This is a genomic window from Pseudomonas moorei (genome assembly GCF_042846945.1).
GTDB classification, from domain to species: domain Bacteria; phylum Pseudomonadota; class Gammaproteobacteria; order Pseudomonadales; family Pseudomonadaceae; genus Aquipseudomonas; species Aquipseudomonas moorei.
The window spans coordinates 3,283,348-3,303,503 of record NZ_AP035776.1 but is presented as its reverse complement, the minus strand read 5'-3'; the positions used below and the strand labels follow the sequence as shown (position 1 = coordinate 3,303,503).

The window sequence follows — 20,156 nt, the reverse complement described above, 5'->3', positions numbered from 1 at the left end:
CAGCGGATTCTATCAGCCTTTGCTCCCGCCTTTGAGTGCTTACTGACTGACTGTCAATTTGCCTACCATGCCGGCCTGGTAATGGCCGGGGACGTTGCAGGCAAATTCCAGGTTGGCGGCTTTGCTGAAGGTCCAGGTCAGCTCGGCGGTCTTACCCGGTTCGACCAGTACACTGTTGGGGTCGTCGTGCTTCATGGCATGCCCTTGGGAAGAGTGATCCATCCCAGCCATCGCCCCGTGATCCATGCCCATCATGCCTGTAGGCGACAGCATCCCGCTTTGTTGCATTTGCAACATTTCCTGCTGGTGTTTGGCATGCATCGCCGCGTCACCGAGGTTGAACTCGTGCAGCAATTGACCTTTATTCACCAGGACAAAGCGAATGGTCTCCCCGGCCTTGATATCGATGGCCTTGGGAGTAAACGACATGTCGGCCATCACCACCTCGACGGTGCGGGTCGCCGTGGACGCCGGTGCCGGTTGGCCGAAATCATAAGTGCTCGCAGGCGCCGCCCACACCGGTGAGCTCAGCGCCAACACACAAGCGGCCAATGCCACAGATTTGCGCAAAAACATGGTCGTACTCCAACAAGATAAGGTTCAGCCTGTGGAAAACTCTAGACTGCTACCGCTGCCCGCAACCTGACAGCCAGATTACAACTTTGTCAGCTAGGCCTGCCGCGTCGCCACCCACGGTATAAAGCTGTCGTTCCATTTAGCCCGAGTCGCCCATGAAACTGCTGATCGTCGAAGACCAACCGAAAACCGGCCACTACTTGCGCCAGGGCCTGAGCGAGGCCGGCTTCAACACCGAACTGGTGGCCGATGGCAGCACCGGCCAGCAGATGGCGTTGAGCGGCGACTACGCGCTGCTGATTCTCGATGTGATGCTGCCCGGTCGCGATGGCTGGCAAATTCTCCAGGCCGTACGCAATGCCGGCCTGGATACGCCGGTTTTGTTTCTGACCGCACGGGATGCTGTGGAAGACCGGGTTCACGGCCTCGAACTCGGCGCCGATGACTACCTGGTCAAGCCCTTCGCCTTTTCCGAACTGCTCGCCCGGGTTCGTAGCTTGTTGCGTCGTGGCAGCGCGACACCTCAGGAAACCAGCCTGCAACTGGCCGACCTGCGCCTGGACCTGATCCGCCGTCGGGTCGAACGCGGCGGCCAACGCATCGACCTGACCGCCAAGGAATTCGCCTTGCTGGAAATGCTCCTGCGCCGCCAGGGCGAAGTGCTGCCAAAATCACTGATCGCCTCCCAGGTCTGGGACATGAATTTCGACAGTGACACCAACGTCATCGAAGTCGCTATCCGCCGCCTGCGCCTGAAAATCGACGATGACTTCCCCAACAAACTGATCCACACCGTACGCGGCATGGGTTACGTGCTCGAAGAGCGTCCAGCCTGATGCCGCGACTTTCACTGAGCAGTCGCCTGGCACTATTGTTCGCGGCGTGCACGGCGGTGGTGTCGCTGTTCGCCGGGGTGCTGTTCAGCCGCGCCAGCGAGGCGCACTTTGTTGAGCTCGATCAGCAGTTGCTCGACGGCAAGCTGATTGGCCTGCGGCGGGCGCTGCAAGACATTCAGTCGCGTGAAAGCGAAATCAAACTGGCCGATGAATTGAGCCGCCAGGCCGATCTCTCACTGCGCATCACCGGCAGCGACGGTCGGCGCTGGTATGACAGCTCGGCGAGTCTGCCCGATCAGCTTCCGCAACAACCGGGGTTGTCGACCGTCAACGATGACGGCACCGACTACCGCGTGCTGAACGCGCCTTTGTTTGAAGGCAAGCCCGATTCGCCGCAATTGACCCTGCTGCTGGACATCACCCATCACCAGCACTTCCTGCAGCGCATGCAGCACTTGATCTGGCTGACCGTCGGCCTGTCGGCCCTGGCCACTGCCCTGCTCGGCGCCTGGGCAGCACGCAGCGGGTTGCGACCGCTGCGACGCATGAGCGCGATAGCCAGCGGTGTTTCAGCGCACTCGCTCAACGCCCGCCTGCCGGAAGAGCGCATGCCGCCAGAACTGGCGGAAATGGCCCACAGCTTCAACGCCATGCTCGGACGCCTCGACGACTCCTTTCAACGGCTTTCGGCGTTCTCCGCCGACATCGCCCATGAACTGCGCACGCCACTGTCGAACCTGCTGACCCACACCCAAGTCACCCTCACCCGCCCGCGCCCCATCGAGGACTACCGCGAAGCGCTGCACAGCAACCTCGAAGAACTGCAATGGATGGCGCAATTGGTCAACGACATGCTGTACCTGGCGAAAGCCGATCACGGTCTGTTGATGCCCAAGCGCGAGCCGCTGGAACTGGCACAAGAAGCCGATATGTTGCTGGAGTTTTTCGCACCGCTGGCCGAGGACGCCCAGGTCACGTTAAGTCGAGTCGGTGGCGGGCACCTGGAGGGCGATCGCAGCATGTTGCGCCGGGCGCTCTCCAACTTGCTGGACAATGCGCTGCGGTTTACCCCGGCCGGTGGCGACGTTCGGGTGCAGATTGTCGATCAACCCAGAGGCTTGAAGCTGATGGTGGAAAACAGTGGAGCCCAGATTTCCGAAGATTTGTTGCCGCGCCTGTTCGATCGCTTCTATCGGGCCGATCCGGCGCGCCATGAAGGAAGCAGTGAACATGCGGGATTGGGATTGGCGATCACCCAGTCGATTGTCCGCGCCCATGGCGGGAAGATTCATTGCGAATCGGAAAACGGCTGGACGCGGTTTGTGATCGAGTTGCCGAAGGGAGATTGAGGCCAGCAGGTCTGGCCTCATCGCGAGCAAGCTCGCTCCCACCGTTTTTTTGCACTCACATAATCTGTTTACGATACAGCCCCTGTGGGAGCGAGCTTGCTCGCGATGGCGGTGTAACTGCTTACGAATAGCGTAGAGCGTGAGCCGGCTCGATCTTCGCCGCACGCCATGCCGGGTAAACCGTTGCCAGGAAGCTCAGAACGAACCCCGCCGAGCAGATCAACAGAACATCACCGCCCTGCAACTCGGACGGCAGGTTGCTGACGAAATACACGTCGGAACTGAAGATGTGCTGTCCACTGACCCGCTCGATCCAGCCCACCATTTCACTGACATTCAACGCGGCGATCACGCCGAGTACGCCACCGATCAGGGTGCCGACAATTCCAATCACCGTGCCCTGCACCATGAAGATCGCCATGATCTGACGCGGCGTGGCGCCGATGGTGCGCAGGATCGCGATGTCTGCGCCCTTGTCGTTCACCACCATGATCAGGGTGGCGATGATGTTGAACGCCGCCACCGCGACGATCATCAGCAACAGCAGGCCGATCATGGTTTTTTCCATCTTCATCGCACTGAACAGGCTGCCCTGGGTGTGGGTCCAGTCGTCAGCCTTGTAGGCCGTGCCCAGCCCCGTGGCGATGTCGCTCGACACCTGTGGCGCGGCGTACAGATCCTTCACCGCCAGGCGCACGCTCTGTACCTGATTCGGCGCCCAATGCTGCATTTGCGCGGCATCGGCCATGTGGATCAATGCCATCGTGCCGTCGAGCTCGGCGCCTACCTTGAACACACCGACCACGTTCAAACGCTGCATGCGCGGCGTGATGCCACCCGGTGCATTGCTCACCTCCGGCACGATCAGGGTGATCTTGTCGCCCACGTTCAAACGGAAGCGCCGCGCGGTGATTTCGCCGATCACCACGCCGAACTCACCCGGCTTCAAGGCTTCGAGGCTTCCCTGGACGATGTGCTTGGCGACGATCGACACCTGGCCTTCCAGCGCCGGATCAACGCCGCTGACCTGGATCGGCTGCATCGTGCCCTTGTAGGACAGCATGCCTTCCATCTCGGTGAACGGTACGGCGGCCGTGACTTCGGGGTTTTTCATCGCAGCAGCGGCCACGGGTTGCCAATCATCGATAGGGTTTACACCGACGATGGTGGCGTGCGGCACCATGCCGAGGATGCGCGAGCTCATTTCGCGCTGGAAACCGTTCATCACCGACAACACCACGATCATCGCCAGCACGCCTAGGGCGAGGCCGATCATCGAGGTCATCGAGATGAAGGAAACAAAGCGATTGCGGCGCTTGGCGCGGGTATAGCGCGTGCCGATAAAGATCGATAACGGTCTGAACATTCGCTGGGGCACCGTATAAAAATAAAAGACCCGACGTGCTTTTCAGTCACGCCGGGTTTCAGCCAATCAGATAGGCGTCAGACAGCCTTCCTGCAATTGCAGGACGCGATCCATCTGCCGGGCCAGGTTCATGTCGTGGGTCACCACCAGGAACGCCGTGCGCATCGAGGTGCTGAGTTCCAGCATCAAATCCTGAATCCCTTCGGCGGTGTGCGAATCGAGGTTGCCGGTCGGCTCGTCGAGCATCACCAGGCCGGGGTTGTTCACCAGGGCGCGGGCGATGGCCACCCGCTGGCGTTCACCACCGGACAACTCGGCCGGCTTGTGCTCCAGGCGATGACCCAGCCCCACCCGCTCCAGCAACGCCGTTGCACGCTTGCGCGCCTCCGGGATCGCAGTCTTGCCGATCAGCAGCGGCATGCAGACGTTTTCCAGCGCGGTGAATTCAGGCAGCAAGTGGTGGAACTGGTACACGAAGCCGAGCGCGCGGTTACGCAGCAAGCCACGCTTCTTCTCGCTCAGCGCCGAGAGTTCTTCGCCGTCGAGCCAGACACTGCCCTGAGTTGGCGTATCGAGGCCGCCCAGCAAATTGAGCAAAGTACTTTTGCCCGAACCCGATTTGCCGACAATCGCCACGCGCTCGCCCGGATGCAGCTCCAGCTGCAGCCCGGCCAGCACCTCAACCGACTCCGGGCCTTCCTCGTAGGATTTGCCCAGGTTGCGGCAGCTCAAGATTGCTTTATCACTCATGCCCGACTCACTCATAACGTAGCGCCTCCGCAGGCTGGGTGCGCGCGGCACGCCAGGCTGGATACAGGGTGGCGAGGAAACTCAGGACCAACGCGGCGGCGCAGACCATCACTACATCCTGGCTCTGCACCTGCGACGGCAGGTAATCGATGAAGTACACGTCGGCGTTGAGGAACTTGTGCCCGATCAGGCCTTCCAGCGCCGAAATCGCGGCGCTGACATTCAGCGCGGCGAAGATCCCGACCACGGCGCCGATGGCCGTACCGACCACGCCAATCACCGTGCCCTGCACCATGAACGTGCGCATGATCGTGCCGGGCGTGGCGCCGAGGGTACGCAGAATCGCGATGTCGCCCTTCTTGTCGTTCACCACCATCACCAGCGTGGAAATGATGTTGAACGCGGCCACGGCGACGATCAGCAGCAACAGCAGGCCGATCATGGCTTTTTCCATACGGATCGCCTGATACAGGTTGCCGTGGGTGCGGGTCCAGTCGCGAGCGTAGTAGCGATCTTCGCCGAGTTCGCGGGCGATGCTCCATGCCGTGCGCGGCGCCTGGAACAGGTCGTCGAACTTCAGCCGCAAGCCCTGGACCTGGTCCGGCTTCCAGCGATGCAACCGCGCCAGGTCCTGCAGGTTAGTGATGCCCAGGTAACCGTCGAGCTCGCCGGCGCCGACATGGAAGATGCCGACCACGGTGAAACGCTTCATGCGCGGGAACATCCCGGCGGGGGTGACGGTGACTTCCGGCGCCACGAAGGTCAGCTTGTCGCCGATCGCCGCGCCGAGCTTGGCCGCCGCCTTGTCGCCGATGACGATGCCGAACTCGCCGGGCACCAGGTCATCGAGTTTGCCCTGCTGCATGAAGTTATCAATGATCGACACCTGGCGTTCTTGCGCCGGGTCGATGGCATTGAGCAGGACTTTCGAGACCTTGCCGTTGTTGGTCAGCAATCCCTGCATCTGGGTGAACGGCGCAACGGCCGTCACCTGCGGGTTCTGCCGGACCTTGGTGGCGAGGCTTTGCCAATCGCTGATCGGCTCGCCGGACTCGATGGTCGCGTGGGGCACCATGCCCAGCACGCGGGTGCGCATCTCATGATCGAAGCCGTTCATGACCGACAGCACCACGATCATCACGACCACGCCAAGGGCGAGCCCGATCATCGAGGTCAGGGAAATGAATGACACAAAATGATTGCGACGCTTTGCACGGGTATAACGCGTGCCGATAAATACGAAGAGAGGTCTGAACATGTCGGGGCTTGTTCGGAGGGAAAAGGAACGTCCTTGTGGCGGGGGTCGATAACCAGCTTTACACTCAGACCACCGCCGCTACCATGGGTTCGCCATGTCGACATTAGATGAAGAAGATCGCCGCGAATACTACCGTATCGAGGACACGATCGCACTGGAAATTCGGCCCCTGTCCGCTCCCGAAGCCGCAGGCCAGGAAGTGTTGCAAGATGCTTCCCCACTCTTCAACGTGCTCAGCGAACTGCACCTGAGCGAATTCGAGTCGCAGCACCTGTTGCGCCAGATCAGCGAGCGTGACCGCAACCTCTCGGCGTTCCTGAAATCCCAGAACAAACGCATCGATTTGCTGAGCCAGGTGATCGCCATCACCGTGCTGGGGCAGATCGGCGAACCGCAGCCAGTGATCATCTCCGAAGGCGGAATCGACTTCCAGCATCCCACGCCCATTGATCCCGGGGCACACCTGTCGGTCAAACTGGTGCTGATGCCGCAAGCCCTCGGTCTGTTGCTGCGCGCTCGCGTCACCCATTGCGACCGCAAGGGCGACGGCTACGACGTCGGCACCGAATTCGAACACCCGACCGACGCGCAGCGGCAACTGCTGGCACGCTACATCTTGCAAAAGCAGGCCCAGGAACGACGCCTGGCCCGCGAACAACTCGAATCAGGCAATTAATTTAAGGAAGAACCGTGACCCTCATCTACGGCCATCGCGGCGCCAAGGGCGAAGCACCGGAAAACACCCTGACCAGCTTTCGGGAATGTCTCAAGCACGGCGTGCGTCGCTGCGAACTGGACCTGCATCTGTCCATGGACGGCGAACTGATGGTCATCCACGACCCGACCCTCAAGCGCACCACCGACCGGCGTGGCAAGGTGGTCGAGCACACGGCGGCGGAGCTGGTGACCTACGACGCGCGCAAGGGCGGCCCCGGCTGGATCAAGCCGTGCCCGATTCCGACCCTGGATTCGCTGTTCGAGCAATGCGATTTCGATCACTGGCAACTGGAAGTCAAAAGCGCCTCGCGCACCCGCGCCGCGACCACCGTGCTGGCGATTCGGGAAATGGCGCAACGGCATGGCCTGATGGACAAGGTGACAATCACTTCCAGTTCACGGGAAGTGCTGAAAGCGGCGCTGGACCTGGTGCCGGACGTATCCCGCGGACTGGTGGCCGAGTACGCCTGGCTAGACCCGCTTAAGGTCGCGGCAAGCTATGGCTGCGAGATTCTGGCGCTGAACTGGACCCTGTGCACGCCGGAGCGCCTGGAAAAGGCGCAGCGTCAGGGCCTGCATGTGTCGGTGTGGACCGTCAACGAGCCCGCGCTGATGCGCAGACTCGCTGACTTCGGCGTTGACAGCCTGATTACAGACTTTCCCGGTTTGGCCATCGCCACGCTCGAGAATTGCTGAAATCGGTCTCCCCGGCCGGCTCAGGCCACCGGCCGGAGCCGCTCAAAAAAGCCGGTTGAGGCCGTCGTACGCCGCTACCCGATAGGCTTCGGCCATGGTCGGGTAGTTGAACGTGGTGTTGACGAAATACTTCAGGGTATTGAGTTCGCCCGGCTGGTTCATGATCGCCTGACCGATGTGCACGATCTCCGACGCCTGATAACCGAAGCAGTGCACGCCCAGCACTTCCAGGGTTTCGCGGTGGAACAGGATCTTCAGCATGCCTTGCGGCTCGCCGGCGATCTGCGCACGCGCCATGCTTTTGAAGAACGCCTTGCCCACTTCGTACGGCACCTTGGCCTGGGTCAGCTCTTGCTCGTTCTTGCCGATCGAACTGATCTCCGGAATGGTGTAGATCCCGGTCGGTACGTCGTTGACGAAGCGCCAGCTGCCGTTGTCGACGATGCTGCCAGCGGCCGAACGGCCCTGGTCGTGGGCGGCACTGGCCAGGCTCGGCCAGCCGATCACGTCACCGGCGCCGTAGATGTTCGGCACGCAGGTGCGATACGCCTCGTCGACTTCGATCTGGCCACGGCTGTTGACCTTGACGCCGATGTTTTCCAGACCGAGCTGATCGGTGTTGCCGGTGCGGCCGTTGCACCAGAGCAAGGCGTCGGCCTTGATTTTCTTGCCGGACTTCAGATGCAGGATCACGCCGTTGTCCACGCCTTCGACGCGGTCGTAGTCTTCGTTGTGGCGGACCGTGATGTTGTTGTTGCTGAAGTGGTAGCTCAACGCCTGGGAAATTTCCGAGTCGAGGAAGCTCAGCAACTGACCACGGTTGTCCACCAGCTCGACCAGTACACCCAGACCACTGAAAATCGATGCGTATTCGCAACCGATCACGCCGGCGCCGTAAACGATCAGTTTGCGCGGGGTATGGCCGAGGCTGAGGATGGTGTCGCTATCGTAGATACGCGGGTGATGGAAATCGATGTCGGCCGGGCGATACGGACGCGAGCCGGTGGCAATGATGATGTGCTTGGCCACCAGTTTTTCGACCACGCCGTTGGCGCAGACCACTTCGATGGTTTGCTCGTCGGCGAAGCTGCCGGTGCCGAAGAACACGTCGACACGGTTGCGGGCGTAGTAGCCTGTGCGCGAGGCGACTTGTTTGGAGATGACTTTTTCGGCGCTTTTCAACACGTCCGGGAACGAGAACCAGCGCGGCTCACCAATGGCCCGGAACATCGGGTTGGTGTTGAACTGCATGATCTGCCGGACCGAGTGACGCAGTGCCTTGGACGGGATGGTGCCCAAGTGAGTGCAGTTGCCGCCGACCTGGCGACGGCTATCGACCATCGCCACCTTGCGCCCTGCTTTGGCGGCGTTCATTGCCGCGCCTTCCCCCGCCGGGCCGGAACCCAACACCACCACGTCGTAGTTGTAGACAGCCATGCGTACTCCTCAGAACAGGCCGTGGCGCCATCGGCACCTGCGGCTAAATCACGCCAATCTGTGGCATGAAGGAACAATTTGGGGCCAGTGCAGAACCCGGACACAGTCTATAGAAGCGTCAACGCCGCGCACATTAACCCTTGGTCGCGTCGTAGGCTAGTTTTGCCTGCACTACAAAGCCAGTCTTCGGCGCTTGAAACGCCGTGATCATTTGGTTTTCCCGCCCGTGAGGCGCTCAAAAGCGTGACTGGTGCGTGTGACGAAACCTGTATCGGCACGAATCACAAAAAATGCGCCGATATCGTGTTTTTCCGCGTAATCCCAACCGCGCTCCGGACCAAGAATGAGCAACAGCGTCGATAAGCCATCGGCCATCAACGCAGAAGGATGAATTACCGTGACGGAGGCCAGGGCGTGTGTGATCGGTGCACCGGTGCGGGCATCGAAGGTGTGGGAATAGCGCCGGCCATCCTGCTCGAAATAATTTCGGTAGTCGCCGGAGGTGGACAAGCCTAAACCGTCGACGGCGACGATACGCTCGGCCACCTGTTGATCATCGCGCGGTTCTTCCAGGGCGATGTGCCACGGCGAACCGTCAAGCTTCTTGCCCGCGGCCTTGAGTTCGCCAGTGGCTTCGGCCAGGTAGTCGTGGATGCCCAGCGCTTCGAGTCTTGCAGCGATCGTATCGACCGCGTAACCGGCGGCAATGCTGTTGAAATCAACCTCGACTGCAGCGTCCTTGCACAGCTGATCACCCTCGATGCGCAGGTGCTGATAACCGACTCGCTGTCGCGCCTGCGCCAATGCCTGTTCAGCCGGGACTTTTTCCTCGCGCCCCTGTGGGCCAAACCCCCAAAGATTGAGCAGCGGTTCCACCGTCAGGTCGTAGGAGCCTTCGCTTTGCTCCGACAGTTGTTCACCCACGCGGATCAATTTGAGGATGGACGCGGGCATTTTCTGACAGCGATTGGCGGGCAAGTCGTTGAAGCGCGAGATATCCGAATCGCTGCGGTAGGTCGACATTTGCCGGTCGATTTCAGTGAGGATTTTTTCCACTTCGACACGGACATCTGCCGGTGCCGGAAGTCCGGCACGCCGCACGTACTTGATCGAATATGTGCTGCCCATGGTTGGACCGCCAAAGCTTTCCATGGAGTCGCCGTTGCCACAGGCGGACAACATGACGATCAGAGTCACAAGACCACATAGCCGCCCATTCAACAAACCCAGGATCTCCGACAGTCCATGGCACAACGCCAAGGCCAGCGATTATGCGACAGGCCCCGACTTTTTTGCGCTGTGTGTCCCACTTAATTCGCTCCAGTGCGCCATTGGAACCGTGTAATGGCAAAAACGTTTAAGCAGCAAGCTAATTAATGGTTGCCTATCCATATATCCACACATATTGTTACAAATGCTCGCCGAAGGTGCCCAGCCTTCCCAGCGACAGGAAGGACGTTTCCAAATCATGGATTTCCAATAAGACAGCCAACAGCGAGTACGTTCTAATGTCCTCTAATACGGGCAAAGGCAAGGCGATTTTTCGCGTTGTCAGCGGTAATTTCCTCGAGATGTTCGACTTTATGGTCTATGGCTTCTACGCCACGGCCATTGCCAAAACCTTCTTCCCTGCCGATAGCGCCTTCGCTTCCCTGATGCTCTCGCTGGCCACTTTCGGGGCCGGTTTCCTGATGCGCCCGTTAGGGGCGATTTTTCTCGGTGCCTATATCGACCGCCATGGCCGTCGCAAGGGGCTGATCATCACCTTGGCCTTGATGGCCGCCGGTACGATATTGATCGCTTGCGTGCCGGGCTACGCGACCCTCGGTGTCGCCGCGCCGCTGGTCGTGCTGTTCGGTCGACTGCTGCAAGGCTTCTCGGCGGGGGTGGAACTGGGTGGTGTGTCGGTGTACCTGGCGGAAATTTCCACGCCAGGCCGCAAAGGGTTCTTCGTCAGTTGGCAGTCCGCCAGCCAGCAAGCCGCGGTGGTATTCGCCGGCCTGCTGGGTGTTGGCTTGAACCACTGGCTCAGTCCGGAACAAATGGGTGATTGGGGCTGGCGCGTACCGTTCCTGATCGGTTGCATGATCGTACCGGTGATCTTCGTGATTCGTCGTTCGCTGGAAGAAACACCCGAGTTCCAGGCCCGCAAGCATCGCCCTTCCCTTCGCGATATTGTCCGCTCGATCAGTCAGAATTTCGGCATCGTCATCGCCGGCATGGCGCTGGTGGTCATGACCACCGTGTCGTTCTACCTGATCACCGCCTACACCCCGACTTTCGGTAAAGCCGAACTGCACCTGTCGGACATGGATGCCTTGCTGGTCACCGTGTGCATCGGCCTCTCGAACTTCTTCTGGTTGCCGGTGATGGGTTCGGTGTCGGACAAGATCGGACGCAAACCCCTACTGCTGGCGGCGACGATTCTGGCGATTCTCACGGCCTACCCGGCACTGTCGTGGCTGGTGGCGAACCCGAGCTTCAGCCATCTGCTGATCGTCGAACTCTGGTTGTCGTTCCTCTATGGTTCGTACAACGGCGCCATGGTGGTGGCCCTGACCGAGATCATGCCGGTGGAAGTTCGTACAACCGGCTTCTCCCTGGCCTACAGCCTGGCGACGGCGACTTTCGGCGGTTTTACTCCGGCGGCGTGCACTTACCTGATTCATGTCCTGGACAACAAAGCAGCACCCGGGATCTGGCTCAGTGCCGCGGCGGTGCTGGGGTTGATCGCGACGCTGGTACTGTTCCGCGGCAACAAGCATGAACTGCGCACGGCGCGCGCGTCAGTGGCTGGCGGCGCCTGACAGATCGATATCGCGGGCAAGTCCGCTCCCACAGAATTTGTGAACACCACAAAACCTGTGGGAGCGAGCCTGCTCGCGAAAAGGCCCTCAAATCACCTCACCGATCCGCCATCTTCAACGACTGACTCCACCCGCCTCCCAGCGCCTTGTACAACGTCACCTGGTTGATCTCCCGTGCCAGCTCCAGCTGCGCCCACTTCTGCTGCGCATCAAACAACGAACGCTGGGCATCCATGGTGGAGAAATAGCTGTCCATGCCTGCCTCGAAACGAAGGCGCGATTGCCGATAGGCTTCCTGGTAATCCCCCACCAGTTTTTTCTGGAACTCCACCTGTGTGAGCATTTCCTGCCGGGCGTTCAAGGCATCGGCGGCTTCGCGAAAAGCGTTCTGAACCGTGGCCTCATAAGCCGCTGACTGACCGTCGAAACGCGCATGACTGGCGTCCACTTGCGCCCGTCGCCCGCCACCGTCGATCAACGGCAACGAGCCCGCCAGCGCCACCGACCAGAACTCGGCCGGCCCACTGAGCAAGCGGGAAAAATCCCCGCTCAGACTGCCCAGTGCCGACGTCAGGGAGAAGGTCGGGAAGTACGCCGTGCGTGCCGCGCCGATATCCGCGTTGGCGGCACGCAATTGAGCCTCGGCTGACATGATGTCCGGCCGACGCTCAACCAGTGCCGAGGGTAATCCCGCCGGCACATCCAGTGTGGCCATCCGCTCACCGAGCGGCCCCGTAGGCAGCAGCCCTTCTGGCACCGGCTGCCCCACCAGCACCCGCAGTGCATTAAGGTTCTGCGCCACCTGCATGCGGTAAGTGTTGACCTGCACCGCCGCTGTGTTGGTTTGTGCGTCGGCCTGATGCACATCGATCCGGGCGCTGGAACCCAGGTTATAACTCTTGCGCAACAGCTGGCCGTAGCGGTCCTGGGATTGGTAGGTGTTTTGCGCGAGATCCAGCAAATGCTGATTGGCCTTGAGGCTCAACCAGGTGCTGGCGACTTCGCCGATCAGCGCCAGCCGCGCCGTTTGATAGTCCGCCTCGGACGCCTCGAAGCGCGCCCCCGCCGCATTGCGTTGGCTGCGCAGGCGACCGAAAAAGTCCAACTCGTAAGACGTAAAACCCGCGGTGGCCTGAAAGGTATTGGCGATACTGCCGGCCGTGGCGCCCCCGCCAGGCGTGCGCACCAGCGGCGGCAGCTTGCTGCGCCCGGCATAAGTGTCGATGCCGATGGTAGGAAAAAGCCCCGACTCGGCACTGTCATAGCCGGCCCGTGCGACTTCGACGCTCGCCGCGAATTGGCGCAAGCTGCGGTTGTTGACCAGGGCCATTTCGATCAACTGGCGCAGTCGGTCATCGACCACGAAACCGCGCCAGTCTTTGTCGAACGCCTGCTTGCCGGCGCAACATTCACCAGCGGTGTTCGCCGGCCATTGCTGGTCGATCGGAGCATCGGGTTTTTCGTAGGTCGGTTCCAGCGAACAACCACCGAGCAACAGCAAAGACATGAAGCAAGACGTGGATAAGCAACGGTTCATGGCGCGCACCTACAAGCGTTGGCCGAGCAAAGCTCGCAAGGGAGAAAGAAGCAGTGTCCACAGGCTTGTGCGACTGACATTGAGCGACGGCAGAGACGGTTGACGCGAACGGACCCGGACCGGCCGCCAGCGCGCAGGCGAAACGTGGGACGGCAGATTGACCGGTTTCGGCGCACGCGGCGCCAGGCGCTTCTCCCCCAACAGGGAACGCTGCAGTAAGGTGCCAAAGGCCTGCGCCGGCTCTGCCTTGCTGACGACGTTGATGCTCGCGTCACTGAACAACCGGGCAATCAGCTGGCGCCGCACACCTTCGTCCAGGTCCGCAAACCTCAGGCCCAATCGGTCATCGCCGTGATTGCGCATGACTTCCACATCCAGCCAGCCCAACTTGTCGACCCACACCTGGCCGCACAGCCCCGGCTTGATCGAGGAGGCAAAGGCGCAGGTAAAGGACGTGCCACTCAGGGAAATGTCCACCAGGCGCCCCGGAAGGACTTTGCCGCCGAAGCGAAATCCGCTGGCCTTGTCGAATGGAAAACGCTCCTCGCCATGCAACCGTGGCCGGTCGACGCAGGCCACCAGCGTGGCCAGGTTGTAGACCAGCGCAACCACCGTCCAGCAGAGGTTGAACATCATGTTGCCGTCAAACGAAGCCGCAGTGCTGATGGCGATGTACGCACCGATCTGCGAAAACGCCGTCAAGGCAAAAAAGAACCCGAACAACTTCCAGTGCACCATCGTGCGCGAGCGGTCGAGCCCCTTGGCGGTGACTTTGAACGGTCGCCCGAACGGTCGGACCATGGCGCTGGCAATGGTGGCCGTGACGGCCAGCGAGGCGACGATCTGAGTGACCTCGGTGAAAATCGGCAAGGTGCGCCGGTCGGTGACCCAGGTGCCATAACCCCAGAAGGCAATCAACGCCGGCATGCCGAAGGCCAGGAAGTCCGCCGGATTGGCGTAGAACCCGGCGATGCCGAAGTACCAATAGAGCACCGGCGAAACCAGCATCATCAAAATGAACGGCTTGGAAAACCAGTGCATCAGGCCATGCACATAGTGCAGTCGGTCGTTGAGCGTGTAGCCGCTGCCGCGCAGCGGGCCCTCCTTGAGCAGTGCCACCTGGATCGTGCCCAGGCACCAGCGCCCGCGCTGGTTGATGTACTCGGTCAGGCCCTCGGCGGACAAACCGATCGACAGGCGTTCGTTCAACCAGCGGGTGACGTAGCCTTTCTGCAACAAGCGGTAGGTCGTGTAGATGTCTTCGCACACCGAACTGGTAGGAAAACCGCCGACTTCGGTAATCAGATCGCGCCGCACCACGAAGGACGTGCCGACACAAAACGCCGCATCCCAACCATCCTTCGCCGGCTGGAACACATCGAAAAACACCCGCTGCTCATCCACCCAGCAAGCCGACGTGCCGAGGTTGTGCTGGATCGGATCAGGGTTGTAGTAAAACTGCGGCGTTTGCACCAGACCGACCCTGGGGTCCTCGAACAGTCCCAGCGTGCGTAAAAGAATCGGTTGCTGCGGCGCGAAGTCAGCATCGAGCACCAGAATGTAAGGCGCATTGCTGGCGGCCGCCGACTGGCGCAAGCCGTTATTCAGGTTGCCGGCCTTGGCGTGGGAATTGTCGGGACGCCGCGCGTATTGCACGCCCACCTCGGCACAGTAATCGCGCAACCAGTCGCGCCGGGTGTCGTCGAGCACCCAGATGGTGAAGTTCGGGTAGTCGATGGCCTGGGCGGCGATGATGGTTTTTTCGAGAATATCGAGACCTTCGTTGTAGGTGGCGATGAAGATGTCCACCGCAGGCACCGCACTGCCTTGCTCACGCAGACGCCGCTCACCCGCATCGGCCGCTTTGCGGTGATCCGTGCGACAGAGCATCACGACAATCGAGAACAACGTGTAACCGATCGCCAGCATTTCGAAAAACAGGAAGGCGTAGGCCCAGACCGTGGCAAATCCGGAATGACCGTCGGGCAACGTGTCGCGAATTCGCCAGGCCGCGTAGTTGACCAGTAACAAGGCGGTGACCGCGCCGAAACCGGCCCGTGCGGCCCATTGATCACGGTGGGTCAGGCAGGTGAACAGCACCACCGCCGCCAGCGTCCAGAAATTGATTTGCAGCAGTTGCAGCGAGTCCAGTGCCTGCATGTCAGTCAGCCTCTTGAAAGCCGGTAAAAGGATTGACGCCGGTGGCCGCAATCGCCGCCCACGCTGTGGCGCCCAAGTGAGGCAGGTGGTAGTAGAAAAAGTCATTGGTGACCGAGTCCGGACCGATGGCCAGTCCGGTACTGATGCGCGGTGCCGGTGTTGCATACAGCCATCCATTGCCCGCCTGCTGCGCCAGCAGCACGCGCCACAACGGCTGCGCCTTGTCGCCCAAGCCACTCAAGCGCGCCACGGCAGCGGCTTGCGCGGTGCCTTCGGTCCACAGGCCATCGGGATCGCGGTTGAAGCCATAGCCCTCGCCGGCACGGTGAGCGTGATCAATGAACGCGAAGACGCGCCGCCAGTCCCTGGGAGGATCTTGCAGCGCTATCAAAGGCCAGATTTGTGCATCGAGCCCGGAACGCTCGCGGTCCGACGTCCGGCCATCAGCACCGGTGCCGATCAGGAAGCGCCCTTCCCCGGCATCCCACTGGCTCGAGACAAACTGCCGGGCAATCTGCGCCTGCGCTGCCGAATCGCTATTGGGGGCCAACGCGTCGAGTGCCGACCACGCTGCGGCGAGGTCAACGTTATGTTCGGTGGATTTCCAGTTCTGCTGGATCTGTTTGGAAAAGTACCCGTAGTAACCACCACTGAAACCGGCGGGGGATTGTCCGTCGTAGGTGTTTTTCTGCGACCAGTGCAGGACTTTTCGCGCGGCCTCCAGGTAAGACGCCTCACCGCTTTGTCGATACGCCTCCAGCAGCGCCAGGGCCGCCCACGCCTGATTGCCGGTGGAGCTGCTGACTTGATACGCGTCCTGATTCCAGGCATTGCGCTCGACGCTCCAGTAACCCGGCAATTTCATCGACGGTGAACCCACGGCACCGGCGGCGTAGGCATTGCGCAGGCGCCCGTCCTGATACTCCGGATCGTGCAGTGTCGCGAAGGCCAGTGCATCGGCGATCCGCCGAGCCGATTCAGCCTTGCCGCACGCAAACAAGGCAATGCTGGCCAGCGCGTTGTCGTAGGTGAACGCCACGCCGCGCAAGGCCAGGATCGGCGCAGGATGCCCATCCAGCGGCGGGTAACTGGCCACCAGCACCGGCCCGGCCGGCAGCGCTGTCACGGCTTGATCCAGCGCCGTACAGGTCATTGCCGCCAGTTGCGGCCTCGGCTGAGCCGCCATGGCGGACATCCCGCTGCCGAGCAGCATCAAGCTCAATACCCCGCGTAGAACGACGTTCATGGCCGTGATACCTCGGCACTGGCCCACAACCCCGGGTTGCAGGTCATGGCTCGCTGGGCATCGGTCAAGTCCGCGGCAAACGTCCCGACCACGTACACCGAATTCTGCTCGGCATAGGGGAACGGCACGCTGTAGGTGTTGGCGCGAATGTCCGATGTGCTGGACAGCAACTGCACCACGCTGGCCTTGAGGGGCTGATCCAGGCCACGGATTTTCACTGTGAGCACGCTGTCGCGGTCGATCTTGCTGGCCATGCGTTCGGGGAACACCGCAATCACGTAGCTTTGCCCGCAATCAGTGGCGCGCAACAAGGTCGAGCCGGCCTGCACCAGCGTGCCCTGAGGCGCCAGCAACTCCTGGACCGTACCGGGCGAGTATGCGACGACGTCGTAGCCGGCCATCAACTTGACCCGGTTCTGCTCGGTTTCGATCAACTGATTGAGGTTGTCGAGCTCCTGTTGATAGGCCCGGCGGTTGCGTGCCTGGTTCTCCAGGCTGAGTTTCAGCGTGGTCATCTGTGCGCTGAGATCGAACATGCGCAGTTGATCGGGGTCGAGGTAAACCTGCTTGCTTGCCGCACTGACGTCACCGTCGGTGATCCGCAATTGCGAACGCACCGATTCCGCCGCACCTTGCAACGAAGCCAGCTGAGCCTTCGACTGCGCGACCACCGCACTGCTCACTGCCCCCTGGACGAACAACTCGAGATTGCGCTCGACGGTTTCCTGGGCGTCTAACAACCGCGCGCTGGCCGCACTGTTTTCGGCTTTCAGGGCTTTTTGAGTGAAGAGCTGGCGAGTGTGAAACGCGGCCTGGTACTGCTCGCTGGTTTTCTCCAGCTCCTCGTAGTACCGCTGATCGTGCTCGGCCTGGCTGGCCGAAGACGACAATTGTTGCTCCAGGGTCAGGCGCCGGGTTTGCAGGGTGAGGAGGGTTTCCTGGTTGGCTCGCGGGTTTTCCACCACCGCGATTTTCTGGCCCTGACTGAAAGTCGTGCCGGGCTTGACCTCCAGCGAACTCACCACGCCGTCAATCGGAGTGGTCAGCAGAATCACAGGCGCATTCAAAATCGCCCGCGTCGCCGAGGCGGATACCAGTGGCATCAGCAAAGTCGACAACAGTAACCAGACGACAAATCCAAGGACCCCCAAACCCACCAGGCGTGGCAACAGTGACAATAACTTCGAGCGTTCTTCTGCCATGTTTGACTCTCCCGATAGACCAACCGCATATCAGTCAGGCAATAACAAACCGTGACTGCGAAACACTTTTGGCAGGGTGAGCAAAACGAAATTGTTCTTTGCACGGCAATTAAGCCGACGCCGTTTTATTGGATTTTATGGTGATGTGAGCAGGAATGAGATTCCTGTCTTTTTGGAGAGTTGTTGTACAGCAATAACGAAGCGGCTCAACAGGCCCGTGGCAGAGCGGGCGCTTACATTGGCGACACTAGATTCAGTCCCGAGGGGTGTCAAGCATTTGGATTTAACAAATAAATGACGTCAAATATTTACCACGCAAAGAAATGGATCCATTCAAACGACTCATGTCGATTTGATCGACAACTACTTATTTTCATTGAGAGTTTTTATTTTTAATATTCAAGTGAACTTTTTATCTATTTTTAGATAATTCTGAGTTTTTTATCAGAAAGATTAAAAAGATATAAGTAGCGATGCGATACACAAAAAAAAACGCCCCGACCAAGTCGGGGCGTTTTCATGTACCGCTAAGGCTTAGCGCGGGAACGCTGGCGGGTTTACACCGGCCATGTCTTCCATCACGCGAACCACCTGGCAGCTGTAGCCGAACTCGTTGTCGTACCAAACGTACAGTACAACGCGGTTGTCCTGGGTGATGGTCGCTTCAGCATCCACAACGCCTGCGTGGCGCGAGCCGACGAAGTCGGTGGAAACCACTTCCTGCGAGTTGACGTAGTCGATTTGCTTGTGCAGATCGGAGTGCATGGCCATCTGGCGCAGGTACTCGTTGATCTCTTCGCGGGTGGTGGCCTTCTCGAGGTTCAGGTTGAGGATGGCCATCGACACGTTTGGCGTCGGAACGCGGATCGCGTTACCGGTCAGCTTGCCGGCCAGCTCAGGCAGGGCCTTGGCAGCGGCAGTGGCAGCACCGGTCTCGGTGATGACCATGTTCAGCGCGGCGCTACGGCCACGGCGATCGCCCTTGTGGAAGTTGTCGATCAGGTTCTGGTCGTTGGTGTACGAGTGAACCGTTTCAACGTGACCGTTGACGATGCCGAACTTGTCATTCACGGCTTTGAGCACCGGCACGATGGCGTTGGTGGTGCAGGAAGCGGCCGAAATGATCTTGTCGTCAGCGGTGATCTCGGCATGGTTGATGCCGTGAACGATGTTCTTCAGCTTGCCTTTGCCGGGCGCGGTCAGAACTACGCGGTCGATGCCCGGGCAGGCCAGGTGCTGGCCCAAACCATCGGCGTCACGCCATACACCGGTGTTGTCCACCAGCAGCGCGTCTTTGATGCCGTACTGGGTGTAATCCACTTCAGTCGGGTTTTTCGCGTAGATAACCTGGATCAGGTTGCCGTTGGCGGTGATGGTGTTGTTGGCTTCATCAATGGTGATGGTGCCATCGAACGGGCCGTGAACCGAATCACGACGCAGCAGGCTTGCACGCTTGACCAGATCGTTCTCGGCGCCCTTGCGGACAACGATGGCGCGCAGACGCAGGCCGTCGCCACCACCGGTTTTCTCGATCAGGATGCGCGCCAGCAGACGGCCGATGCGACCGAAGCCGTACAGGACGACGTCGGTGCCTTTGCGAGCGGAAGCGTTTTGCTGGCCAACCACGTCAGCCAGTTCTTCGCGGACGAACTGCTCGGCAGTGCGGCCGTTGCCTTCGCTACGGAATTTGAACGCCAACTTGCCCAGGTCTACCGAAGCCGCGCCGAGCTTGAGCTCGCTCATGGCCTTGAGCAGAGGGAATGTTTCGTGGACGGAGAGTTCGCTGTCGTCGGAAGAACGGTGGCGAGCAAAGCGGTGAGCTTTGAGAATCGCGATGACAGACTGGTTGATCAGGCTGCGGCCATAGATCGAGCTCACCACGTTGTTATTGCGGTAGAGCTGACCGATAAGCGGAATCATCGCTTCTGCGAGTGCTTCACGGTCGATCCATTCACCAAGACACTGGTCGGGCTTCTGAGTCACGGTAACCTTCCACATGTAGGGGCAGAAAAAAGGGGCTACATTATGCCGCCGAGTGACTCACGTAGCAATGCGCGCTTGTCGTGCGATCCGTAACAATTCTCCGTTCAAAAAAATCACGTCTCGCGCAAACCCAATAAAACCGGGGCTTACAGCGCAGTCAATTTTTTGCGGTTTGCGCCGCGTTGTGCGTAACCCTCCGTAACACTCGTTCGTTTTACCACTACATATTCAATAAT

General features: G+C 60.2%; 16 protein-coding genes. 5 read left to right on the top strand and 11 right to left on the bottom strand.

All coding sequences use genetic code 11. The features are described 5' to 3' along the window. Nucleotides 1-39: 39 nt before the first annotated feature. Nucleotides 40-576, bottom strand: coding sequence for a plastocyanin/azurin family copper-binding protein (locus ACGJAX_RS15360; RefSeq protein ID WP_390955272.1), 537 nt, complete (start codon nucleotides 574-576; stop codon nucleotides 40-42). Between the two features lie 155 nt (nucleotides 577-731). Here ACGJAX_RS15360 and ACGJAX_RS15355 point away from each other — a divergent pair, with 155 nt between their 5' ends. Both ACGJAX_RS15355 and ACGJAX_RS15350 read left to right on the top strand, forming a co-directional pair. Continuing rightward, nucleotides 732-1,412, top strand: a complete 681-nt coding sequence (locus ACGJAX_RS15355) for a heavy metal response regulator transcription factor (protein WP_090318607.1) — start codon at nucleotides 732-734, stop codon at nucleotides 1,410-1,412. Further along, complete coding sequence (locus tag ACGJAX_RS15350; RefSeq protein ID WP_390955271.1) at nucleotides 1,412-2,761, top strand: heavy metal sensor histidine kinase; 1,350 nt, start codon at nucleotides 1,412-1,414, stop codon at nucleotides 2,759-2,761. The genes ACGJAX_RS15355 and ACGJAX_RS15350 overlap by 1 nt, the downstream gene beginning before the upstream one ends. A 121-nt stretch (nucleotides 2,762-2,882) precedes the next feature. Here ACGJAX_RS15350 and ACGJAX_RS15345 read toward each other — a convergent pair whose 3' ends face one another. The 3 genes from ACGJAX_RS15345 to ACGJAX_RS15335 form a co-directional block, all read right to left on the bottom strand. Beyond that, nucleotides 2,883-4,127: a lipoprotein-releasing ABC transporter permease subunit gene (locus tag ACGJAX_RS15345; RefSeq protein ID WP_090318600.1), complete on the bottom strand. Its 1,245-nt coding sequence runs from the start codon at nucleotides 4,125-4,127 to the stop codon at nucleotides 2,883-2,885. A gap of 66 nt (nucleotides 4,128-4,193) precedes the next feature. Then, nucleotides 4,194-4,877: a lipoprotein-releasing ABC transporter ATP-binding protein LolD gene (lolD, locus tag ACGJAX_RS15340; RefSeq protein WP_174552474.1), complete on the bottom strand. Its 684-nt coding sequence runs from the start codon at nucleotides 4,875-4,877 to the stop codon at nucleotides 4,194-4,196. 7 nt (nucleotides 4,878-4,884) lie between these two features. Beyond that, a complete protein-coding gene (locus ACGJAX_RS15335; RefSeq protein WP_090318594.1) occupies nucleotides 4,885-6,135 on the bottom strand; it encodes a lipoprotein-releasing ABC transporter permease subunit in 1,251 nt (416 codons plus the stop codon). Nucleotides 6,136-6,229: 94 nt separating this feature from the next. Here ACGJAX_RS15335 and ACGJAX_RS15330 point away from each other — a divergent pair, with 94 nt between their 5' ends. Next, nucleotides 6,230-6,811 carry a PilZ domain-containing protein gene (locus tag ACGJAX_RS15330; protein WP_090318591.1) on the top strand — a complete coding sequence of 194 codons (582 nt, stop codon included), beginning with the start codon at nucleotides 6,230-6,232 and terminating at the stop codon, nucleotides 6,809-6,811. A 14-nt stretch (nucleotides 6,812-6,825) separates the two neighbouring features. After that, nucleotides 6,826-7,548, top strand: coding sequence for a glycerophosphodiester phosphodiesterase family protein (locus ACGJAX_RS15325; protein ID WP_390955270.1), 723 nt, complete (start codon nucleotides 6,826-6,828; stop codon nucleotides 7,546-7,548). A gap of 42 nt (nucleotides 7,549-7,590) precedes the next feature. Here the strand turns inward: ACGJAX_RS15325 and sthA are convergent, their stop codons facing one another. Both sthA and ACGJAX_RS15315 read right to left on the bottom strand, forming a co-directional pair. After that, nucleotides 7,591-8,985, bottom strand: coding sequence for a Si-specific NAD(P)(+) transhydrogenase (gene sthA / locus ACGJAX_RS15320; RefSeq protein ID WP_007984277.1), 1,395 nt, complete (start codon nucleotides 8,983-8,985; stop codon nucleotides 7,591-7,593). A gap of 207 nt (nucleotides 8,986-9,192) precedes the next feature. Next, complete coding sequence (locus ACGJAX_RS15315) at nucleotides 9,193-10,167, bottom strand: FAD:protein FMN transferase (RefSeq protein WP_390959884.1); 975 nt, start codon at nucleotides 10,165-10,167, stop codon at nucleotides 9,193-9,195. 326 nt (nucleotides 10,168-10,493) lie between these two features. Between ACGJAX_RS15315 and ACGJAX_RS15310 the strand changes: the two genes are divergently transcribed. Continuing rightward, nucleotides 10,494-11,792: a tricarballylate/proton symporter TcuC gene (locus ACGJAX_RS15310; protein ID WP_390955269.1), complete on the top strand. Its 1,299-nt coding sequence runs from the start codon at nucleotides 10,494-10,496 to the stop codon at nucleotides 11,790-11,792. Between the two features lie 97 nt (nucleotides 11,793-11,889). Here the strand turns inward: ACGJAX_RS15310 and ACGJAX_RS15305 are convergent, their stop codons facing one another. The 5 genes from ACGJAX_RS15305 to ACGJAX_RS15285 all read right to left on the bottom strand — a co-directional run bounded on the left by ACGJAX_RS15305 (nucleotide 11,890) and on the right by ACGJAX_RS15285 (nucleotide 19,935). Next, on the bottom strand, nucleotides 11,890-13,329 hold the full coding sequence (locus ACGJAX_RS15305) for an efflux transporter outer membrane subunit (protein ID WP_390955268.1): 1,440 nt from the start codon (nucleotides 13,327-13,329) through the stop codon (nucleotides 11,890-11,892). 9 nt (nucleotides 13,330-13,338) lie between these two features. After that, nucleotides 13,339-15,489: a glycosyltransferase family 2 protein gene (locus ACGJAX_RS15300; protein ID WP_390955267.1), complete on the bottom strand. Its 2,151-nt coding sequence runs from the start codon at nucleotides 15,487-15,489 to the stop codon at nucleotides 13,339-13,341. A 1-nt stretch (nucleotide 15,490) separates the two neighbouring features. After that, entirely contained in the window at nucleotides 15,491-16,735 is a 1,245-nt protein-coding gene (locus ACGJAX_RS15295) for a hypothetical protein (RefSeq protein WP_390955266.1), read from the bottom strand. Beyond that, nucleotides 16,732-17,937: an HlyD family secretion protein gene (locus tag ACGJAX_RS15290; RefSeq protein WP_090318570.1), complete on the bottom strand. Its 1,206-nt coding sequence runs from the start codon at nucleotides 17,935-17,937 to the stop codon at nucleotides 16,732-16,734. The genes ACGJAX_RS15295 and ACGJAX_RS15290 overlap by 4 nt, the downstream gene beginning before the upstream one ends. 534 nt (nucleotides 17,938-18,471) lie before the next feature. After that, nucleotides 18,472-19,935, bottom strand: coding sequence for a glyceraldehyde-3-phosphate dehydrogenase (locus ACGJAX_RS15285; protein ID WP_090318567.1), 1,464 nt, complete (start codon nucleotides 19,933-19,935; stop codon nucleotides 18,472-18,474). Nucleotides 19,936-20,156: the final 221 nt, after the last annotated feature.